Origin of the sequence: Streptomyces sp. XH2 (genome assembly GCF_049725035.1) — a bacterium.
Lineage (GTDB): Bacteria > Actinomycetota > Actinomycetes > Streptomycetales > Streptomycetaceae > Streptomyces > Streptomyces roseoverticillatus.
The window spans coordinates 26667-45577 of sequence record NZ_JBMMMZ010000002.1 but is presented as its reverse complement, the minus strand read 5'-3'; the positions used below and the strand labels follow the sequence as shown (position 1 = coordinate 45577).

The 18911-nt window shown below is 71.9% G+C and carries 18 protein-coding genes; 10 read left to right on the top strand and 8 right to left on the bottom strand.

Features of this window, described 5'->3' with window-relative positions:
• Nucleotides 1-202 precede the first annotated feature (202 nt).
• The 3 genes from ACOTKD_RS03755 (at nucleotide 203) to ACOTKD_RS03745 (ending at nucleotide 2675) form a co-directional block, all read left to right on the top strand.
• Entirely contained in the window at nucleotides 203-538 is a 336-nt protein-coding gene (locus tag ACOTKD_RS03755) for a GntR family transcriptional regulator (RefSeq protein WP_240003502.1), read from the top strand.
• Between the two features lie 220 nt (nucleotides 539-758).
• Nucleotides 759-2093: a hypothetical protein gene (locus tag ACOTKD_RS03750; protein WP_424887421.1), complete on the top strand. Its 1335-nt coding sequence runs from the start codon at nucleotides 759-761 to the stop codon at nucleotides 2091-2093.
• Nucleotides 2094-2105: 12 nt separating this feature from the next.
• Nucleotides 2106-2675: a GNAT family N-acetyltransferase gene (locus ACOTKD_RS03745; RefSeq protein WP_424887420.1), complete on the top strand. Its 570-nt coding sequence runs from the start codon at nucleotides 2106-2108 to the stop codon at nucleotides 2673-2675.
• Nucleotides 2676-2760: 85 nt separating this feature from the next.
• Here the strand turns inward: ACOTKD_RS03745 and ACOTKD_RS03740 are convergent, their stop codons facing one another.
• Entirely contained in the window at nucleotides 2761-3657 is an 897-nt protein-coding gene (locus ACOTKD_RS03740; RefSeq protein WP_424887419.1) for a hypothetical protein, read from the bottom strand.
• 824 nt (nucleotides 3658-4481) lie between these two features.
• Nucleotides 4482-4877 (bottom strand): STAS domain-containing protein, encoded by a 396-nt coding sequence (locus ACOTKD_RS03735; protein WP_424887418.1) that lies wholly within the window; start codon nucleotides 4875-4877, stop codon nucleotides 4482-4484.
• Nucleotides 4878-5604: 727 nt separating this feature from the next.
• On the opposite strand from ACOTKD_RS03735, the gene ACOTKD_RS03730 reads away from it, so the two are divergent.
• The 3 genes from ACOTKD_RS03730 to ACOTKD_RS03720 all read left to right on the top strand — a co-directional run bounded on the left by ACOTKD_RS03730 (nucleotide 5605) and on the right by ACOTKD_RS03720 (nucleotide 6765).
• Entirely contained in the window at nucleotides 5605-6159 is a 555-nt protein-coding gene (locus tag ACOTKD_RS03730; protein ID WP_424887417.1) for a DUF5994 family protein, read from the top strand.
• A 3-nt stretch (nucleotides 6160-6162) separates the two neighbouring features.
• Entirely contained in the window at nucleotides 6163-6453 is a 291-nt protein-coding gene (locus tag ACOTKD_RS03725) for a hypothetical protein (RefSeq protein WP_424887416.1), read from the top strand.
• A gap of 63 nt (nucleotides 6454-6516) precedes the next feature.
• Nucleotides 6517-6765 (top strand): hypothetical protein, encoded by a 249-nt coding sequence (locus ACOTKD_RS03720; RefSeq protein ID WP_424887415.1) that lies wholly within the window; start codon nucleotides 6517-6519, stop codon nucleotides 6763-6765.
• A 33-nt stretch (nucleotides 6766-6798) separates the two neighbouring features.
• Here the strand turns inward: ACOTKD_RS03720 and ACOTKD_RS03715 are convergent, their stop codons facing one another.
• Genes ACOTKD_RS03715 through ACOTKD_RS03705 form a run of 3 tightly spaced genes read right to left on the bottom strand, consistent with a single transcriptional unit; the run spans nucleotide 6799 to nucleotide 10004 of the window.
• Nucleotides 6799-7911, bottom strand: a complete 1113-nt coding sequence (locus ACOTKD_RS03715; RefSeq protein ID WP_424887962.1) for a DUF5937 family protein — start codon at nucleotides 7909-7911, stop codon at nucleotides 6799-6801.
• A 10-nt stretch (nucleotides 7912-7921) separates the two neighbouring features.
• Entirely contained in the window at nucleotides 7922-8440 is a 519-nt protein-coding gene (locus ACOTKD_RS03710) for a methylated-DNA--[protein]-cysteine S-methyltransferase (protein ID WP_424887414.1), read from the bottom strand.
• A gap of 37 nt (nucleotides 8441-8477) precedes the next feature.
• Nucleotides 8478-10004, bottom strand: coding sequence for an AlkA N-terminal domain-containing protein (locus tag ACOTKD_RS03705; protein ID WP_424887961.1), 1527 nt, complete (start codon nucleotides 10002-10004; stop codon nucleotides 8478-8480).
• A 205-nt stretch (nucleotides 10005-10209) separates the two neighbouring features.
• Between ACOTKD_RS03705 and ACOTKD_RS03700 the strand changes: the two genes are divergently transcribed.
• Nucleotides 10210-12075: a hypothetical protein gene (locus tag ACOTKD_RS03700; protein WP_424887413.1), complete on the top strand. Its 1866-nt coding sequence runs from the start codon at nucleotides 10210-10212 to the stop codon at nucleotides 12073-12075.
• Nucleotides 12076-12577: 502 nt separating this feature from the next.
• Here ACOTKD_RS03700 and ACOTKD_RS03695 read toward each other — a convergent pair.
• From ACOTKD_RS03695 to ACOTKD_RS03685, 3 genes are all read right to left on the bottom strand, one after another.
• The gene (locus ACOTKD_RS03695) at nucleotides 12578-15142 is read right to left on the bottom strand and encodes a tetratricopeptide repeat protein (protein ID WP_424887412.1); all 2565 of its coding nucleotides are present in this window, start codon (nucleotides 15140-15142) and stop codon (nucleotides 12578-12580) included.
• A gap of 236 nt (nucleotides 15143-15378) precedes the next feature.
• On the bottom strand, nucleotides 15379-15618 hold the full coding sequence (locus ACOTKD_RS03690; protein ID WP_120759077.1) for a chaplin: 240 nt from the start codon (nucleotides 15616-15618) through the stop codon (nucleotides 15379-15381).
• Between the two features lie 363 nt (nucleotides 15619-15981).
• Complete coding sequence (locus ACOTKD_RS03685) at nucleotides 15982-16950, bottom strand: polyprenyl synthetase family protein (protein ID WP_424887411.1); 969 nt, start codon at nucleotides 16948-16950, stop codon at nucleotides 15982-15984.
• Nucleotides 16951-17717: 767 nt separating this feature from the next.
• Between ACOTKD_RS03685 and ACOTKD_RS03680 the strand changes: the two genes are divergently transcribed.
• The 3 genes from ACOTKD_RS03680 to crcB are packed head-to-tail and all read left to right on the top strand — an operon-like array spanning nucleotide 17718 to nucleotide 18909.
• Complete coding sequence (locus ACOTKD_RS03680; protein WP_424887410.1) at nucleotides 17718-18197, top strand: fluoride efflux transporter FluC; 480 nt, start codon at nucleotides 17718-17720, stop codon at nucleotides 18195-18197.
• The gene (locus ACOTKD_RS03675) at nucleotides 18194-18553 is read left to right on the top strand and encodes a DUF190 domain-containing protein (RefSeq protein ID WP_424887409.1); all 360 of its coding nucleotides are present in this window, start codon (nucleotides 18194-18196) and stop codon (nucleotides 18551-18553) included. The genes ACOTKD_RS03680 and ACOTKD_RS03675 overlap by 4 nt, the downstream gene beginning before the upstream one ends.
• The gene (crcB, locus tag ACOTKD_RS03670) at nucleotides 18550-18909 is read left to right on the top strand and encodes a fluoride efflux transporter CrcB (RefSeq protein ID WP_424887408.1); all 360 of its coding nucleotides are present in this window, start codon (nucleotides 18550-18552) and stop codon (nucleotides 18907-18909) included. Before ACOTKD_RS03675 ends, crcB begins: the two co-directional genes overlap by 4 nt.
• The last annotated feature ends 2 nt before the right edge of the window (nucleotides 18910-18911 follow it).

The window sequence follows — 18911 nt, the reverse complement described above, 5'->3', positions numbered from 1 at the left end:
AAATGAGCGGTACGCGTACCCCCGATTAATGACGTAGCCATCACCACTCCTGTTCTTGATCGGGACAGGTCTTGGTGCAGCGCGGCCGGAATTCTCTTGGCCGGAGACGACCGCGCGCAGCTAGCTTGAACTACCTCAAGCTATATCACAACCCCTTCGGGGGACCTCGCTCTAGTTCGAGCTGCTGGATACGCTTGCGAGCATGAGCATCGACCCGGATGACCCCCGCCTGCCGTCCGTGCAGATTGCCGACGCGATCCGCAAGGACATCGCTGATGAAGTGCTCAAGCCGGGCCGGAAGCTGCCCACTCACAAGCAGCTGGCGGAGCGATTCGGTGTCGCTACTCAGACCGTGCAGAACGGCCTTCGCATCCTGCGCGAGGAGGGGCTCATCGAGTCCGCCGGCGCGAGAGGAAGCTTCGTCGCAGACAAGGCCCGCCAGCCTGACCGACCGGGCGACCTTGATGCGATCCGAGCCGAAGTCGCGCAGTTGAAGGAGCGCGTTGCCGTGCTTGAGGAGCTTGTACGTCACAAGTGAGGCGCCTGCACGCCTTCCCTCATCCCGCATCAGAAGTGCCTGACTCATCGTCGATTCCTCCCGCCGACAACTCTCAGATGAGTCACCATGACCACACGAGGGCCTGACCCGGACCACTGCCGGACCAACGGCGGACCCCTGCCGGACCAGGCGCGGACACACCCCCACTACTCGTTGCACCCTGAAGGCATGTAGGACACGGGGACACAGGGAGGGCACCGTGGCTGACACCGCGAGCAGGAACGGCCGAGAACCCCGGACAGTGCTTGAACACCTGCTCTGGCAGCAGGACCGCACCTACGAGGAGATCGCCGCGGAGTTCGGCCGCATCGCCGACGGTCTCAACGAAGACGCCACCCTCAGCACCCGCCACTTGCGGCGTCTCGCCAGTGGCGAGCGGGGCAACACCACCCCTGTAACCCGCCGCGTCCTGCAGGCAATGTTCGGCAAGCCGCTGAACGAGTTACTCCGACCGTGGGAAGCAGCAACCTCTGCGGTGGAGCGCACGCCTTCGGGACTGGTGATCGCAGCTGGCCAGCCCGACCCAGACAAGGAGCTGATCACGTTGGCAGCGCGACGGGCAAAAGCATTCGCCCTCACGGCGAACCAGGGGAACCTCACCGGCGAAGTGATGGAGCAGATCCACGAGGATGTTCGCCAACTGGCGACCGACTATCCCCAGCGTCCTCTCTCAGAACTCCTCGGCGACCTGGTCCAGACCCAGGAGACGCTGTACACCCTCCTGGACAGCCGGCAGCGTCCCGAGCAGGCCCGGCAGCTGTACTTCTTGACGGGTGTGACCAGTGGGCTACTCGCGAAGGCATCCCACGATCTCGCCGACCCTCACGCGGCAATGACCCAGGCTCGGGCTGCCTACCTCTGCGCCGAGAACGCCGACCATAACGGCCTCCGCGCATGGATCCGCGGGCTCCAGGCCCTCATCGCCTACTGGGCCGGACGGCTCCACGAGTCCGTGAAGTACGCACAATCCGGAGCCGAATTCGCTGTCCTCAGCCACAGCACAACCTCTGTGTGGCTCCCGATCAGCGAGGCCCGTGCCTGGGCAGCCCTCGGCAACGTCAACCAGACCCACGCAGCAATCCGTCGAGCCGAGGACGCCTGGAACGAGGTCCGCTCGGACGAGGTCGACGAGCTCGGCGGGCTGTGCTCGTTCGGTCGCACGCGCCAGATCTACTACGCGGCGGACGCACTCGCTTGGCTCCCCTCGGAGGCCGGCACCGCTCAGGACTACGCCGCCCAGGCGGTTGACATCTACGCCGACACGAGCGGTCCGGAATGGGCCTTCGGAGACGCGGCCGGCAGCCGGGCCGACCTCGCCATCGCGCATATCCACCTAGGGCAGTTGGAGGGCGCCGACGAGGCGGTGAGCCCGATCCTGGAGCTGGCGCCCGAGAACCGGATCAACGGCATCATCAACAGTGCCATGCGGGTGCACAAGGCCCTCAGCCGCTCGCCGCTCGCCCCCTCCGGAAGCGACCTCCAAGAGCGGATCGAGATGTTCACCCGGACCCCTCTCAGGTCGCTGCCCCGCTGAAGGAGAACCTACGTGCCGTACCCCATCCGACTCGCAGGTGATGCCGTCGTCCTCCGTGACTTCACGATGGACGACGTCGACGATGCCCTGAAAATCGTGGGCGATGACCGGGTGACCACCTGGCTCTCCTTCGATAGCAGAGACCGCCAGGGGACTCAGGCCATGCTCGAAGGCGCCATAAGCCGGGCCCAGGAAGAGCCTCGCAATGAGTACTACCTGGCGATCGTCGCCCCACCGAGCGACCACGTCATCGGCTTCTGCCGCATCGGCCTCAGCGGCGTCCGCGCCGGCAAGCTCGGCTACGCGGTCGCAGCGTCCGAGTGGGGCAAGGGCTACGCAACGGACGCGGCCCGCACGATGATTGACTTCGGCTTCCGCACGCTCGGCCTGCACCGCATCAGCGCCGCCATCGGCCCCGACAACTTTGCATCGATCAAGCTGATCGAACGCCTGGGCTTCACACGCGAGGGAGTCCTCCGCGACCACGTACACACCAATGGAACATGGCGGGACAGCGCCCTCTTCTCCCTCCTTGACGAAGAGTGGGACCAAGCACAGACCCCAACGACCATCAAGGCGTAAGTCACCAAAAGCCAAAAGATCGGGGTGCCTTCTCTTCAGGAGGCACCCGCACGGTTCAGGTGCTCACCAAGCGGTACACCCACCGTCACAACACGGAACGAGTGGGACTGGCAGCAGCTAGACCGGCCCGCGAAAAAATCGTGATGGCACCAACGGACAAGGTTGAGCCGTCTTCATCAATAGATGCCGCCCGCCCAAATACGCTGGCCCTGATTTCAACCCCCGCACGGAGTCGCTGCAACCCTTGGGGGGTCACCAACTCCCCAACGGACGGCTGCTTAATTGGCACACGCACAACCAAAGCAACGCTTGACGGCATAGGCACGACATCATCCGAGGCCGCCAATTGCGCAAGATTCAAAAGCGCAGCGCCATCCTCCAACGCCACCCTCCAAGTTGCGTCAATTAGCAAGAACTCTGCACCAGAAGCAACCTTCTTGAACTGCTCCCTCTTACTTACCGATAGCAGTTCATCCAACAGGCTTTCAGCCGAGGCCAGACTTTTACCCTTCCCTGCAGCCATGAGGGATTTTATCTCAGGGAGCCCTATAGGTGGCGTAGCCGCCAAGTCAGTTCTCACGCTCTCGCGATTGGCAATGGCGTCGATGACCTGCTGGGTGAGAACATTAAGGTCTGCGGGAATGTTATAAAGGAGCTTCTGACTCTCACTCGCCTCCCTTTGCGTAGAAATCTCAGGCGAACCCTTGAAGCCGAGCTTCGCCCCGAGAGACTTCTTCCTCTCAGAGGCTGTTTCTATACTGTCAGGAGATCGCCCTACTCCGTACTGGGCCGCCAAAGTTTGCAGACCTACGGAGTCTACATAGTCACAGATGACTGCCCCAACGCGTGAGGTTGTCCTTTCTCGCAAGAATTCGATCTGTACATCACGCAGACGCATCCTAGCGTTGCGGGACGTAGTCAAAACACCAAACAGCGCAGCCGCGAATCCTGCGACGATAGCAGCGATCAGTGAACTGTCCATATATCGAGCCTAGCTAGTTCACATCAGAGCGGCATCTTGTCCCACCTTGGTGTACGTTCACTCGCCTCTGCGGGATGAACCTCATGAAGTAATTACGGCGCTTCAGCCTGCACTGACGCGAAGCGACTCCGTACACAAGTGCCTTCCCACTCACCCACTCAGGCATCCTTTACGGAGCCTCGCAGGCAGCCCGGTCAGGGCCCACGGACGACTACACGACCCTCAGCGCCGAGCCGCGGAATTGAACCTTCCCATGGATGCGCGGAGGCATTGCCCTCCACAGTCATCTCCCCAGCCTCTCCCCCGCAGGTCAAGGGCATGGTGACGTTGCATCAACCAAGGGCCTTGAGGCCGTGCACCCAGCGGGTGGGATCATCCCCGCGTGTGCAGGGAACAGGACGCCTTCTCGCGGTCGTACGGAACGTCGTTGGGTCCATCCCCGCATACGCGGGAGCAGTCCCGGGGCAGGACGCGTTCGAGCTCGGCGACGGGTCCATCCCCGCGTGCGCGGGGAGCAGACGTTGCCGAACTGGACGCAGGCGTCTTCGTGGGGTTCATCCCCGCATGCGCGGGGAGCAGAGGTTACGACCTCGGCATCTTCCCACGCCCCTCCCGGCTTTCGGCCAACTCCCCAGAGATTCCAACGTAGCGCGCGTCAAGCTGATAGCGGGATGGAGTGAGTATCGGAGGCATCATCGAACAGACTTCGTTCCACGGAACGGAGGCTTCCGGTGCGTGGGCGGTGGGCCCGGTCAACCGGTCACGCCACCCGCCTCTCCCACAAAGGTCAGAGCCACGATCGCGTCTCACTGGCCCAGCCCCTTCTAAGCGCTTGGCCGCAGGTTCGAGTCCTGCCGGGGGCGCTCGTTCAACGTTCTGCGCCTCTCCTCGTCAGGAGGGGCGTTTTTGCTGTTCAGGGGCCTTTTGGCGGGTGTGCCGGGAGGGGTCGGGCCGGGAAGGACCGGGAGGATTCTGCTCAGCCCGCTGACTTTCAGTGCCTGGGTGACGGCGGGACACGGCGCGACGAGGCAGAGGTCGCCGCCGGAGGACCGGGCGCGGCGGGCGGCGGCGACGAGCATTCCGAGGCCCAGGGCGTCACAGGAGGTGACGCCGGACAAGTCGAGGACCAGCCGGCTTCCGGGGCCGGGGGATACGTGCAGAAGGCGCTCACGCAGTCCCGGAACCCCGGCGAGGTTCAGTATTCCGCGGACCGTGAGCACGTGGTCTCGCGGCTCGCCGAAGGGCGGGGAGCGACGGCGCGGTGCGGACACGCGCGCGCCTGCCCCTCGGGGAGCTCCGTCGGGGGTGAGAACGGTTCTGCGCTCTACGGGCACCACGCGCCTCCTCGGAGCCGATCACATCTCGATGCTGCCGAGGGCCGGGGCCTCATGGCACACCCTAGTCCTGCCCCCGCGCCACGAACAGGGCTGGACAGAGCGGCCCTTGAGGCTTGCCGGGCGGTGGGGCGGCTTCGGCGGTCCCGGCGAGAGGATCTGTTCGGCCCGCGCGACGTCGCCGGCCCGTACGGGCCTGGCCATGGTGGCCCGCGCCGCGTCGGGTGCTGCGTCGGGCGGGAGATCCGGCAGGGCGAAGTGATTGTTCTCGCCCCAGGACGGTGATCAGGCCGGGAGGTCTCCGAGGATTCGGCCGTCTCCGGGGATCCGGCGCATTCGTTCGTCGTCCGGGGTGCGTCGCAGTCACCGGGCGAAGCGCCCGCAGCGATCCCACCCGTACTCCGCGGGCCGGCGGCGGGTTCGCCACAGGGCCCTCGCACGCCCACACTCCCGGGGGTCGCCCTGGTCGCGCAAGGTCTGCGAACCGCCCGCCGGAGTAGGGTGGAGGAACCGGGAACACTCCGTACACCGGCCTCCATGCGGGTGTCGTTCCCGGCGAGTCACAACGCCGGGCAGTCGACGACGAGCCCGGGGGCAGGGGCAGGTTCACATCATGGCTGTCACCCTCGACCGCACGACCACCGCTGAGCATCCCCATCCGCTGCCCGCTCGCCTGTCCCTTACGCCCGGGACGGCGCCGGGGCTTCTGGACGGCGCCTGGTGGCCCCGCTCGCGCGACCTCACCCGCGAGCTACCCGCGCTGGCGGAGAGGCTGGACCACTCCTGGGCACGGGTCTCCCGCGTCACGGTGAATCCGGCCTTCTGGCCCGTGATCCCGCGCAAGGTTCCCGTCACCGGACACACGGTGCATGTGGGGTGGTTCGGGAATGAGCAGGACCCGCACAAGCTCCTCCTGCTCTCCCGCACGGCGGACCGCCTGGACCTGCTGATCATCCCGCCGGAGACCGGCCCGGCCGCGGCTGCCCGGCTGATGACTGCCGCGACCACTCCCGGAAGCCTCCTCACCGCGAGCAGGCTGATGGAGGACGAGCGAACGGCCGACGAGGCGACGGACTCACGGAACCGCGAAGAGGAATGGGAGACCGACGGTGGAACCGCCCGGCCGGCAACCCGACCGGGCCGGATCTTCTCCGGCTGGAGGCGGTGAGACATGACGTCCGCACACCGCACACCCAACCCCGCATCGGCGGATCCGGTGCCCCGGGCGGGGCGCGCCGACATTCGCGTCGTCGCCGCGTCCCCCGAGACCGCCCGCCGCGTCGCGGAAGTCCTCCGGCACTGCTTCGACTCCACCGAGCAACGCAGCTACCCAGCCGGCCGCGAAGGCGGCACCCGGCTCCACCTGACCGTGGACACCACCCAGCCCGCCGAGCCCGCGCGGTCCTGGCTGGCGGCCAGCCGGGCTTCGGTGGCCGACCGCCCGCAGGATGACGAGGTCTGAACAGCCCGTGCGCGCCCCTGATCCCGGAGCGCGAAGCTCACGAAAGGGCCGTACCGTTGGTTCATGAGCGTCTTCATCAAGCTGGTGGAAAATCGTCCACCGAAGGAATACGCGAACGATCGTACGGCGGATATTTCCTATGACGACACCGTCGAGGGCGATGCCGAGATCACTTACCAGTACGACGTACTTCCCGGCGGGATCCTGAGAATCCTGCGGGTCGCACGAGGTGAGGAAGCCGTCATCCGTGCCGTCTACGCTCCGGGCCTGTGGTTCCGCGTCGAGGGCCACTGCCGCGGCACTACGGAATAGCGGCCCGGAGAGGACCTGACGAACAATTCTGCGTCAGCGGAGGATGCCCTCCAGGAAGTCGCTGCTCAGGCGGGCCACCGCGCGGACGTCCAGCTGGTAGAGGACGTAGCGGCCGCGGCGGCGGGAGGTGATCAGGCCCGCCTTCTTGAGGACCGACAGGTGGCGGGAGACCTCCGGGGGGCTGATGCCGAGGACGCCGGCCAGTTCGCCCGTGGTGTGCGGGGTGCGGGCCGTGCTGCGGCAGACCCGCATGCGGACGGGGTGGGCCAGGGCTTCCAGGCGGAGTTTGAGGAGGTCGACCGAGGTGGGGGCGGGCAGTTCGGGCGAGCCGACCGGGTAGTGGACGACGGGGCGCCACTGCGGGCGGTGCAGGACCATCAGGTGCGGCCAGCCGAAGTGGGACGGGACGAGGGTGAGGCCCGGCCGCACCACGGGGCCCGTCGCCGTGGCCCGGCCCTCGGCCAGTTTGTCGACGCGGATGCGGCGACCCCCGTCCTCCAGGTGGAGGGCCGGGGAGACCGCGGCGAGCGCCTCGCGGAGGCCCTTGCGGCGCAGCAGCTCCGTCTTGTGCCGGACGTCGGCGGCGAGCCGGGGCTCGACGCGCTGCCAGATGTCCGCGAAGAACGCGTCGTCGCAGTCCTCGAACAGGCGGCGCACCCAGGCCCGTACGGAGGAAGGGTCCTTCAGCAGGCGCTCGGCGAACTCCACCTGCCGGGGGCCGCGGGCCGCGGCCAGTTCCAGGGTGCGGGCGCGCGTGGGCGGGTGGGTGAGCGGTGACGGGCCGCCGGTGCCGTACGAGGCGAGGCAGGCGAACTCCAGGGCGGTGGTGACGAACTGGTCGTCGTCCAGCAGGTCGAGGAGGTCCAGTTCGTCGGCGAGGGTCGCCCCGGGCCTGCCAGGGCCGCCGCGCAGCCCGGCCCAGGGCATGAACAGGTCGGAGAAGGTGGTGCGCCACAGGAAGTCGGCTTCCTGGAGGCGGTCGGCGAGGTCCGGGCGGAGCGCGGCGGCGGTGGCCTCGGCCCAGCCGGCCGTGCCCGGGTGGTGGCCGGGCTCGGACAGCACGTGCAGCGCGAGGCACAACTCGCCCATCGGCGAGGTCTCGAAGACGATCCGTTCGGGGGCCAGGCCGGTGATGTCTATGCTCACGCTCACACCGTCATGATGCCTCCTCGTGCCCGCTACCTGCGCGTTCGCAGGCGAGCAGGCGCTGCTTGCGGGGCAGTCCGCCGCCGTATCCGGTGAGGGCGCCGCTCGCGCCCACGACACGGTGGCAGGGGACGACGATGCCGACGGGGTTGCGGCCGTTGGCCAGTCCCACGGCCCTGGACGCGGCCGGGCGGCCGATGCGGGCGGCCAGCAGGCCGTACGAGACGGTCTCCCCGTACGGGATCTCCTGGAGGGCGTGCCAGACGGTGCGCTGGAAGTCGGTTCCGGCGAGCGCGAGGGGGAGGTCGAACCCGGTGCGGGCGCCGGCGAAGTACTCCTCCAGCTGCTCGCGGGTCCGGGCGAACACCGAGCCCTGTGCGTGCGGTTGCGGGTCGTACGCGCCGAAGGTCTCCTGGGGCGGGCGGTGGCGTTGTCCTTCCATGTAGAGGCCGGTGAGCCGGCTGTCAGTGGCTACCAGCGTCAGGAGGCCGTACGGGCTGTCGATGACGGTGTGGGACCGGTGGGTCATGGGTTCCTCCTGAGGTGCGTCTTGAGGTGCTTCGCGGTCAGGCCGCCGGCATGCGGTTGACCGGGTGGTCGCCCGTCGCCCACAGGTGCTGGACGGCGTACGACCGCCACGGCCGCCAGGCCCGGGACCTGCGGGTGAGGGCCGCGGGCGTGGCGGGCAGGCCGAGGCCCGCCACGGCGAGGCGGACGCCGAGGTCGGTGGCGACGAAGGCGTCCGGGTCGCCGAGGGCGCGCATGGCGATCGTCTCCACGGTCCAGGGGCCGATGCCCGGCAGCGCGGCGAGCTGCTCCCGGGTGCGCTGCCAGTCGCTGCCCGGGCCGAGGTCGAGCGCGGACGACGCGAGCGCGGCGACGAGGGCCGTGAACGTACGGCGGCGCGTGCCCGGCATGGCCAGGGTGGCGGGGTCGAGTTCCGCGAGGGCCCCGGGCTCCGGGAAGAGGTGGGTGAGGCCGCCCTCCGGGTCCTCCACCGGGGTGCCGTGCGCGGCGACCAGGCGCCCGGCGAGGGTGCGGGCCGCGGCCGTGGACACCTGCTGGCCGAGCACCGCGCGGAGGGCGAATTCGGCCGGGTCCACGGTGTGCGGCACCCTGCGGCCGGGCGCGCGGTCGACGAGCGGGGCCAGCAGCGGGTCCTCGCGCAGGAGCCCGTCGACGGCTTCGGGGTCCGCGTCCAGGTCGAGGAGGCGGCGGCAGCGGCTGACCGCGGCGGCCAGGTCGCGCAGGTCCGTCAGGGTCAGCCGGCAGCCGATGTGGCCGTCCGCGGGGCGGAGCGTCGCTATGCCGTGCCCGTGCGGCAGCCGCATCGTGCAGCGGTACGCGCCCTCCCGCCACTCCTCCGTGCCGGGCACGGCGGTCGCCACCAGGTGCCCGAACAGGTTGTCCGGGAAGAGCGGGGCGCGGTAGGGCAGGCGCAGGGACACGGTGCCGGGCGTCGTGCCGGACGTCGTGCCCGGCGTGGTGCCGGTGGCCGTCTCCGGGCGGCCCCGGCCGGCCGCGCGGGTCCGCAGCTCGCTCGGGGAGAGCGCGAAGACCTCCCGCACGGTGTCGTTGAAGGTGCGGATGCTCGCGAACCCGGAGGCGAACGCGACCTCCCCCATCGGCAGGGACGTCGTCTCGATCAGCAGCCGCGCCGTCTGGGCGCGCTGCGCGCGGGCCAGGGCGAGGGGGCCCGCGCCCAGCTCGGCGAGGAGCTGCCGCTCGATCTGCCGGGTGCTGTACCCGAGCCGCGCCCCGAGCCCCGGCACGCCCTCGCGGTCCACCACCCCGTCGGCGATCAGGCGCATCGCCCGGGCCGCCAGGTCGGCCCTCTCGTTCCAGCGCGGCGAGCCCGGGCTCGCGTCGGGCCGGCAGCGCTTGCAAGCGCGGAAACCGGCCTGCTGCGCGGCGGCCGCGCTCGGGTAGAAGGTCATGTTCCGCGGCTTGGGCGGTACGACGGGGCAGCTCGGGCGGCAGTAGATGCGGGTCGTCGTCACGGCGGTGAAGAACCACCCGTCGAAGCGGGCGTCCTTGGACTGTACGGCCCGGACGCACCGGTCCGTGTCGGTGTGCGTGCCGCCGGTGTGCATGCCGCCGGTGTGCGTGCCGCCGGTGTGCGTGTCATCGCTGTGCGGCGGCTTCCCCGCCACCATGACGTCGTTGCGCATGCCGCCAGTATTGGCAGAGGTCACGGCCCCGATCCGGCGGAAATCCGACATCCACGTCGGAGGTGTGCTGTGCTTCAGTGGGGCCAATGTTTCCGGTGTTGCCAGTGATTGTTGGGGGGACGTGGAGATGCGTGGGACGAGTACGGAAGCACCCTTGCGGGTTCCCGTCGGGGACGACGCCCACCGGTGGGTGACCCGGGCCGCGTGCCGCCGCGTCCTGTTCGTCGTGCACAACGTCACCTCCGCCACCCGGCTGCTGGACGTGCTGCCGCTCTTCCGGGACGACCTGCGGGTGCAGCTCCTCGTGACGTGCACCGGGTCGTCGCCGTTCCTCGCCGGAGTGCCGGAGCTGCTGGCCTCCGTGGGGCTGCCCGTACTGCCGTGGGAGCAGGCCAAGGAGACGCCCGTCGACCTGGCCGTGTCCGCCAGCTACGGCGGTGAACTTGAGTTGATACGCGGGGATTTGGCCGTGCTCTCACACGGCGTTGGCTACAATAAGAGGTTGGCCACACCGGACACCGGACACCGGACACCGGACACCGGACACCGGACGCCCGCTGCCCCTGCCCCCGTCTTCGGGCTCTCCCCCGACTGGCTGCTCCACGACGGCCGCCCCCTCGCCGCCGCGACCGTCCTCTCGCACCCCGAGCAGCTCGACCGCCTGCGCGCCGCCTGCCCGGAGGCGGCCGGCACCGCCGTCCTCGCCGGTGACCCCTGCTACGACCGCATCCTCGCCGCCCTCCCCCACCGGGACCGCTTCCGCCGGGCCCTCGGCGTGGCCCCCGGCCAGCGGCTCGTCGTCGTCAACTCCACCTGGTCGCCCGGCTCCCTCTTCGGCGACGACGACTCCGAGGGCGATCTGCTGCCGTCCCTCCTGCCGCGGCTGGCAGCCGAGCTCCCCGCCGACGAATACCGCACGGCCGCCGTCCTCCACCCCAACATCTGGCACGGCCACGGCCCCGGCCAGATACGGGCCTGGCTCGACCGGGCCCGCCGCGCCGGGCTCGCCCTCGTGGACCCGCTGGAGGACTGGCGCCAGGCGCTGATCGCCGCGGACTGCGTGATCGGTGACCACGGCTCCGTCACGTACTACGCGGCCGCCATCGGCAGGCCCGTCCTCCTCGGCGCGTTCCCCGGCGGTGCCCTCGACCCGGACTCGCCCGTCGCGGCCCTCGGGCGGGCCGCGCCGCGGCTGCGCCCGTACGACGGGCTGCGCGCGCAGGTCGACCGCGCCGTCGACCGCCACGACCCCGGCCGCTTCCGCGCCCAGGCCGAGCACGTCAGCTCCGCGCCGGGCCGCTCCGCCGCGCTCCTGCGCCGCGCGTTCTACGGCCTGATCGGCATGACTGAGCCCGCCGGCCGCCCCGCGCTCCTCGACCCGCTGCGGCTCCCGTCGTACGCGCCGGCCGAGCGCACGGCGCCCGTTCGTGTCCTCAGCAGGCTGACCGACGCCTCCGGTGCTCCGGAGATCGCGGTGGTGCGCTGCACGGCGGACGACGGCGTGCACGACGGACCGGACGGGCTCCCGGATTCCGGCGGCTCCGACGGCTCCGACGACATCGGCTGGGACGCCCACACCTCCGTCCACGAGGACACCCCCGATCCGGGCCGGCTGCGCGTCGCGGACGTGATCGTGCGGTACGCGGCGGCCGACGACCCGCGCGTCGGGCCGCCCGCCGCTTGGACCGCGGAGGTTCTCGGCCGGCACCCGGGCTGCGCGCTCGCCGTGTACGTGACGGGGCCCGGGCGCTGCACCGTCCGCACCCGTGGCGGCGACCTGCTGCAGCTCGCCGCCCGCCCCGGCGCGGACGGCCGGCCCGACCTGTGCGACCCGGCGGCCCACGCCTCCGCCCTCCACGCCTGGCTCGCGGGCGGCAAGTCCGTGGAGGAGGCGGTGGCGAGCGGCATCACGGTGGTGACGGGGAGGGTGCGGCACGGTGTGGACGTCGAGCGGGTCGACGGCGGCCTGGCCGTGCAGGGCCTGGCTGTGTAGGAGGACGTGGCGTTGGTGCCCGGCCCGTGCCCATGCCGGTGTCTGCGCATGCCGCCGGACCCTCGGCGTCGCGGCAGTTCGCCGTCGCGGCGGAACAAATCCGGCACCGCCGGCCGCTGCCTGCACCGCACCCACGGAACACCCGGCCGCGGACCAGCAAGCCCGGGGCCTGCGCATGCCGCCGGACCCCGCCGTTGTGGCACTTCGCCGTCGCGGCGGAAAAATCCAGCACGGCCGACCGCATCCTCCACCGCAACGCCGCAACGCCCGGCCGCGGACCAGCAAGCCCGGCGCGCACGCCGCCGGACCCCCGCCATCGCGGCACTTGGCCATCGCGGCGGAAAAATCCAGCACGGCCGACCGCATCCTCCACCGCAACGCCGCAACGCCCGGCCGCGGACCAGCAAGCCCGGCGCGTACGTATCCCGGTGCCTGCGCACACCGCCGGACCCCCGCCATCGCGGCACTTCGCCATCGCGGCGGAAAGGATTCGGCCCCGCCCTCAGCCCACCCCCCTCTCCCGCAAGAGTGCTCCCGTGCGGGATGCGCCCGCCGTGTCGCCCGCCTCCTCGTACAGCGAGCGGGCCAGGTGCAGGTGGCGTACCGCGTCGGCCGGGGTCGCGGCGCAGTGGGCGCGGAGTTCGGCGGCGTCCGCCTGTTGCAGGACGGCGCCTTCGGCCGCCATGACGGCGAGTGCCTCGTCGAGGGGCGTACGGGCCGCGGCGGGGTCGCCGGCGGACAGGTGGGTCTCGCCGAGGCTCATCCGGACGCGGGCCTCGTTGTAGAGGTCTCGGGCGGGCAGCGCCCGGAAGCGGGCGAGGGCGTCCGTCAGTTGTGCCAGGGCCTCGGCGTGGCGGCCCTGGCCGCGCAGGGCCCGCCCGAGGTGGTGGGCGAGGAGCGCGTCGGCGCGCGGTACGTCGGCCGCGCCGTCGCCGCCCGGAGCGATGCCGTCCAGGACGTGCCGGGCCTGCCGGAAGTGCTCCTCGGCGGTCTCGTACCGCCACTGCCGCAGGCAGAGCAGGCCGAGCGACTCGGTGGCCGTGGCGCGGCCGCGGTGGTGGCCGGCGCGCTCGTCGGCCGCCGCGGCGGCGGTCAGCTGGGCCTCGGCCTCCGCGTACCGGCCGAGGCCCATGTACCCGAAGGCGAGCTGGGTCCGCATCCGGCCCTCCGCCCGCGGGTCGCCGATGCCGGCGGCGCAGCGGCGGGCCGCCTCGACGCCCCGCAGGTGCGTGGCCACCCACTGGTCGTGGAAGCCCAGGCGCAGGTGCAGGCCCCACGTGGCCTCGCACAGTTGCCAGGCCTCCTCGTCGAAGCCGTACTCCTCCGCGGCCCGTACGGCCTCGGCGAGGTTGGCGCGTTCGCGCCGCAGCACGGCCAGGGCCGCGCGGGCCGCCTCCGTGGTGCGGCCGGCGGGGCCGTCGCCGCCCTGCGTGCGGGCGTACGCGGGGCCGAGGTGCCACCGGCCGGGGACGACGAGGGCGTCGGCGCGGGCGGCCAGCCGCAGGTACCAGGTGACGGTGCGGCGCACGGCGAGGGCCGTCGCCCCGCGGCCGTCCTCCTCGTGGGCGCGGCGCTCGGCGTGGAGGCGGACGAGGTCGTGGAAGCGGTAGCGCTCCTCGCCGGTCTCCTCCAAGAGGTGGGCCGCGGCGAGGGTTTCGAGCAGGCGGCGCGCCTCGGCCTCGCCGGTGTCCGCCGCGGCCGCAGCCGCCCCGGCGGGGATGTCCGGCCAGGGGCGCAGGGCCAGCAGCCGGTAGAGGCGAGCGGCGTCGGGGGCCAGGTCGCGGTAGGAGAGGTCGGTGGCGAGGAGGGCCGGTTCGACCGGTGAGTCACCACCCTCAGACGTAACAGGGGTAATGGGGGTAACAGCGTCATCAAGACCATCAACATCATCAGGCATTCCTGGAGCCTGTCCCCGCCCGCTCCCCCTCAAGCCCGCGACCGCCGCCGCGAATTCACGCTCCAGGCTCTCCCAGCTCAGCTGCTCCCGCACCTGCACCCGGGCCCCCGTCTCGCACAGCGCGAGCGGTATGCCCCCGCACCGCGCCGCCACGGCCTCCGCGTGCGTGCGCTGGCCGGCGACGCGCTCCGGGCCGGCGATGCGGGTGAGCAGCAGGAAGGAGTCGGCGTCGGACAGCGGGCCGACCCGTACGACCCGCGCCCCGTGGTCACGAACCAGCTCGGGCAGCCGGTGGCGGCTGGTGACCAGCACGAGGGAACCGGGCGAAGCCGTCAGCAGCGGGCCCAGTTGGGAGGCGCTGTGGGCGTTGTCGAGCAGGACGACCATGCGCCGGCCCGCGGTGCGCTCGCGGTAGAGGTCGGCCTGGCCCTGCTCGTCGGCGGGCATCCGGTCCGCCGGCACGCCCAGGTGGTGCAGGAAGCGGACGAGCACCTCGGACGGGGTGACGGCGGTGGCCGCGGCGGATCCGCGCAGGTCGGCGTAGAGCTCGCCGTCCGGGAAGCGGGCGGCGAGGGCGCGGGCGCAGTGCACGGCCGCCGCGGTCTTGCCGACGCCGGCGGGGCCGACGAGCAGGGCCATGGGCGCGGCCATGCGCGCGGCCGTATGCGATGCGGCGCTGTCGCCCGTGCCACCGCCCGTGCCACCGCCCGCACCGCCACCCGCGCCGCCGTCCTGCCCGTCCAGCAACGCCGTGACCGCCGCCAGAGCGTCCTCGCGGTCGGTGAAGGCCGACGTCAGCGGCGGCAGCATCCGCGGGCGGGCCGCGCCGGGAGCCGTCGCGGGTACGGCGGTGGCCGCCGCCAGCCACTCGCTCTCGCGGAGCCAGGCGGCCAGGTCTCGGGCGAAGCCCGGCTCGGCGCGGGCCTGTTCGATCAGCAGGGCGGCAAGTGCCCTGCGTCCGCCGTCATCGGTGGGCGCCGCGGGCGGCCCGTCGCCCCCGTCCCTGCCCCCGTCCTCGCCGTCGACCCCGTCCCTGCGCCAGGCCCGGCGGGCCAGGCCGGCCAGGCCCTCCGCGGTCCGCCGCCCCAGCTCCCCGGCCGCACCCGACAGCGCTCCCGACGCCGCCGTGTCGACGGCCGCCAGCACCGCCGTCATCGTGAACGGATCCACCGCACGCCTCCCCCGACTCGCCCCGCCCCACAGACCCGACCACGCTAGCGGGAAGATCACCTGCTGGGGAGAGCGACTCCGCACGCGAGCCCCGGGAGAGCAACTCCACGCCGGAGCAGGGAAACACCCGAAACACCCCCGCAAACACAGCGTGGCGCCCGCGACGGAAATCGGGGGCGCCACACGGAAGCGGCCCGGGGCGGGGGCACCCCGAATCCGCTGGTTTTTCTCCTGCGTCAGTCGATGACGCAGACGTTGCCGGACGCGGGGTTCAGCAGTCCGACGATGTCGATCGTGTTGCCGCACAGGTTGATCGGGATCTGGATCGGGACCTGGATGACGTTGCCCGAGATGACACCCGGGGAACCGACGGCCGCCCCCTTGGCGCCGGCGTCGGCGAGCGCGGTACCGGTGATACCCGCGAGCGCCGCGCCCACGGTGGCGGTCAGGGCAGCCGTTTTGACGATTCGTGACATGCGGAGACACCTTTGCTGCTTGATCTTGCTCGGTCGTACTGGGAGGCACCCGGCCGTGACGGCCGGGGTGTGCTTTTCAACGCCCCGTACTCGCAAAGGTTTCGTCCGTGGTGCGGATGGGTGACCGGTTTTCTCCTCTCCGGGCGGCCCTGTCCGTGTGCCGGTCCGTGCCGTGGCCACGGAGAAATCCGCGGCGCTTACCCGTACCCCTGCAGTCATTTCGGCAGGTCGTCGGTCTAATGCGCTGTGCGGGCGGCCTCGGAGGCGGCCGGTGTCGCGGATAGGAAAAGCCCTACAAATGCGGTTCCGCAGAATTACCCGTACGGCCCAATGCGGCGGCTTCCGTAATCCGCGCCCGCCGCCCTACCCCCGCTCCGCCGCCATCCGCACCGCGAAGGCCGTCAGCTCCTCGCACCACCCCGTCGTCAGCCGCGCCGCGGCCGCGGTCCGGGACGCCCGGTCCACCAGTTCGCGGATGAGGCGCTCGGCGATGCCTCGCTCCTCGCGCTCCAGGAGGATCTCCCGCAGCAGTTCGGCGTCCCAGTCGTACTCCGGGCCGCCGTCGAGGAAGCCGCGCAGCCGCCAGGCGGCGTGCAACGAGCGGGCGTAGGCGTCGTAGGCGGTGTCGAGGTCGGGCCGGTCGGCGAGGGCGGCGCCCAGCCGGAGCGGGTGCCGCAGGGCGTACCAGCCCGCGCTGCAGCCGCGGTCGCATCCCGATATGCACCGCCCGGGCCACGGGTCGTCGAGGTACTCGGCCGCCATCGCCTCGTGGGCGTACGTGCCGATCACGCGCTCCACGCGCATCTCGTCCCAGATCTGCCAGGCGGCGGCGGGCAGCCGCGCGGCGAGCCGGTCGGCGAGCGAGAGGGCGAGGTCGCCGGCCAGGGTGGCGGTGGACTCGCCGAAGCGGCGGGCGTCGCCGGCCCAGCCGTTGCGCTCGTGCTCGGCGGCGCGGCTGACGTGCAGCGTGGGGATGCCGCGGCGCAGGGCGGCGTTGTCGCGCACGTCGCTGCGGATGAGGGTGCAGGTGTCGAGGAGTTCGAGGGCGGCGGCGGCCTCGACGGCGGCCGGGGCGTCCGCGTCGCCGCCCCCCGCCAGGTAGCCGGTGAGGAGGATGACCGGGCGGACCCGGTCGGCTCCCACGGCGACGAGTTCGGCGAGGGATTCGACGACGCCGGCGCCCCGCGCGTCGGCGGTGCGCCAGCGACGGTGCTCGTCGTTGAGGAGGCCGCGCAGCCGTTTCTCGACCTGGTCGAGCATCCCGGCGCGCTGGAGCTGGGGGACCGGCTCCTGGGGCGCCACCGCGCGGGGCGGCCGGGGTTGCGTCGTCATCGTGTGCCTCCCTGGATCGGTTTCGGTCCTGCGACCGACCCTGCCGGGCGGGCGCCCCGCCCGGGGCGGCGGAGCCTGACCGGCCAGAAGACTGCCCACAGGAGCGCTCGGGAAGCGACGGTTTCCTGCCATACCGGAATGCGTCATCCCTCCTGCTTCATGGCGCTCTCGCCGCCCTCTCCCGGCCGCTGGGACGGCCCCAGGAGGCGGCTTGCGGCCCGTGCGCGCGTACGAGCGTGGTGCGCGTGTGGCTCATAATCGGCTGTCCCCGACCGGCCGGCCTGGGCCGATTCCCCTCAGCCCCCCCCATGCCGGTCGTATCATCCGCCGATTCACCCGTGTGACCTGCGAGAGAGCCGCCTCCACGGACCGTCAACTTCAGGCCAACACCGTGCGGGTGCGGGCCGGTGCGGACGATGATGGCGCCGTCTGTACAGCGCGCCGAGCGCGCGGCTGTTGCGGCGCGGAGCGTCGCCGCATCCGGTTCAGGGCGCGTGTCGGCACGGCTGCCATGCACCGCCGGGTGGTGCGAACGTGCGTGCCTGCGGTCGCCGGGCGGGGAGAGTGCTGCGGGATCGGGCCCATGCGTGCGGAGCCGTGTCCCCGCACCACCCGAAGCGGATCGGGCCGGCGGCTGGCCTGGCGGCTGCCGGCGCGGCGGTTCCGGCGGACGGTGGATAGCCTGGTCGCACGAGCGACGGGTCGCACGACAACGAGGGCGACACGACGGCACGACGACGAGGACGAAGAGGAGGCCGGCGGACCGCATGAGCACGACCCGGCCCGGTACGGTCACCGAAGGCCCGCCCCCGCGGACGCGTCCGCCCGGGCGGCGGCCCGTGGCACGCGGGCAGGGCGCGGTCGTCTGCGCGGTCTCGCTCGGCGGGGGCGCCGGGGCCGCGGCCCGCTACGGCGCCGGGCTGCTGTGGCCCGCCCCGGCCGGCGCCTTCCCCTGGACCACCTTCCTGATCAACGTCGTGGGCTGCGCCCTGATCGGCGTGCTGCTGGCGGTGATCGGCGAGCTCGCCGCGCCGCACCGGCTGCTGCGGCCGTTCCTCGGCACGGGCGTGCTCGGCGGCTTCACCACCTTCTCGACGTACGCGGTGGACATCCAGCGGCTGGCCGAGGGCGGGCACGTCGCGACGGCGCTCGCCTACCTGGCGGGCACGCTGCTCGCCGCGCTGGCGGCCGTGTGGGCGGCCGCGACGGCGACGCGGGCGGTCCTGCTCCGCAGGAGCGGGCGATGAGGCCCGCCGGCAGGGCGCTGCGCCTGACGGTCTTCCTCGGCGAATCCGACCGGTGGCACCACCGGCCGCTGTCCACCGAGATCGTGCACCGCGCGCACGCCGCCGGGCTCGCCGGCGCGACGGTCTTCCGCGGGACCGAGGGCTACGGCGCCTCGTCCGTCGTGCACACGGCGCGGCTGCTCTCGCTGAGCGAGGACCTGCCGGTGACGGTGGTGATCGTGGACGCCGAGGAGCGCGTACGGGCGTTCCTGCCGGCCCTGGGGGAGGTCACCGGGGAGCGGCTCGTCACGCTGGAACCGGTCGAGGTCCCGCGGCTCGGGCGGCCGGCGCCGGCCGCCCCGGAGGACGGCGCGTGAACTGGCTCCTCGTCGTCGCCGGCGCGATGGCCGGCGCGCCCCTGCGCTACCTCACCGACCGTGCGGTCCAGGCACGTCACGACTCGGTCTTCCCGTGGGGCACGTTCACCGTGAACGTCGTGGGCAGCCTGATCCTGGGCGTCCTCACCGCCGCGGCCCCGTCCCCGCTGCGGCTGCTCCTGGGCACGGGCCTGTGCGGCGCGCTCACGACGTACTCCACGTTCTCGTACGAGACGCTGACGCTGGCCCGCGAGGGCGCGCGCGGCTACGCCGTGGCGAACGCGGCGCTGAGCGTGGTGTGCGGGCTGGGCGCGGCGTTCGCGGGGGTGGCGCTGGGGCGGGCCTGGTGGGGCTGAGC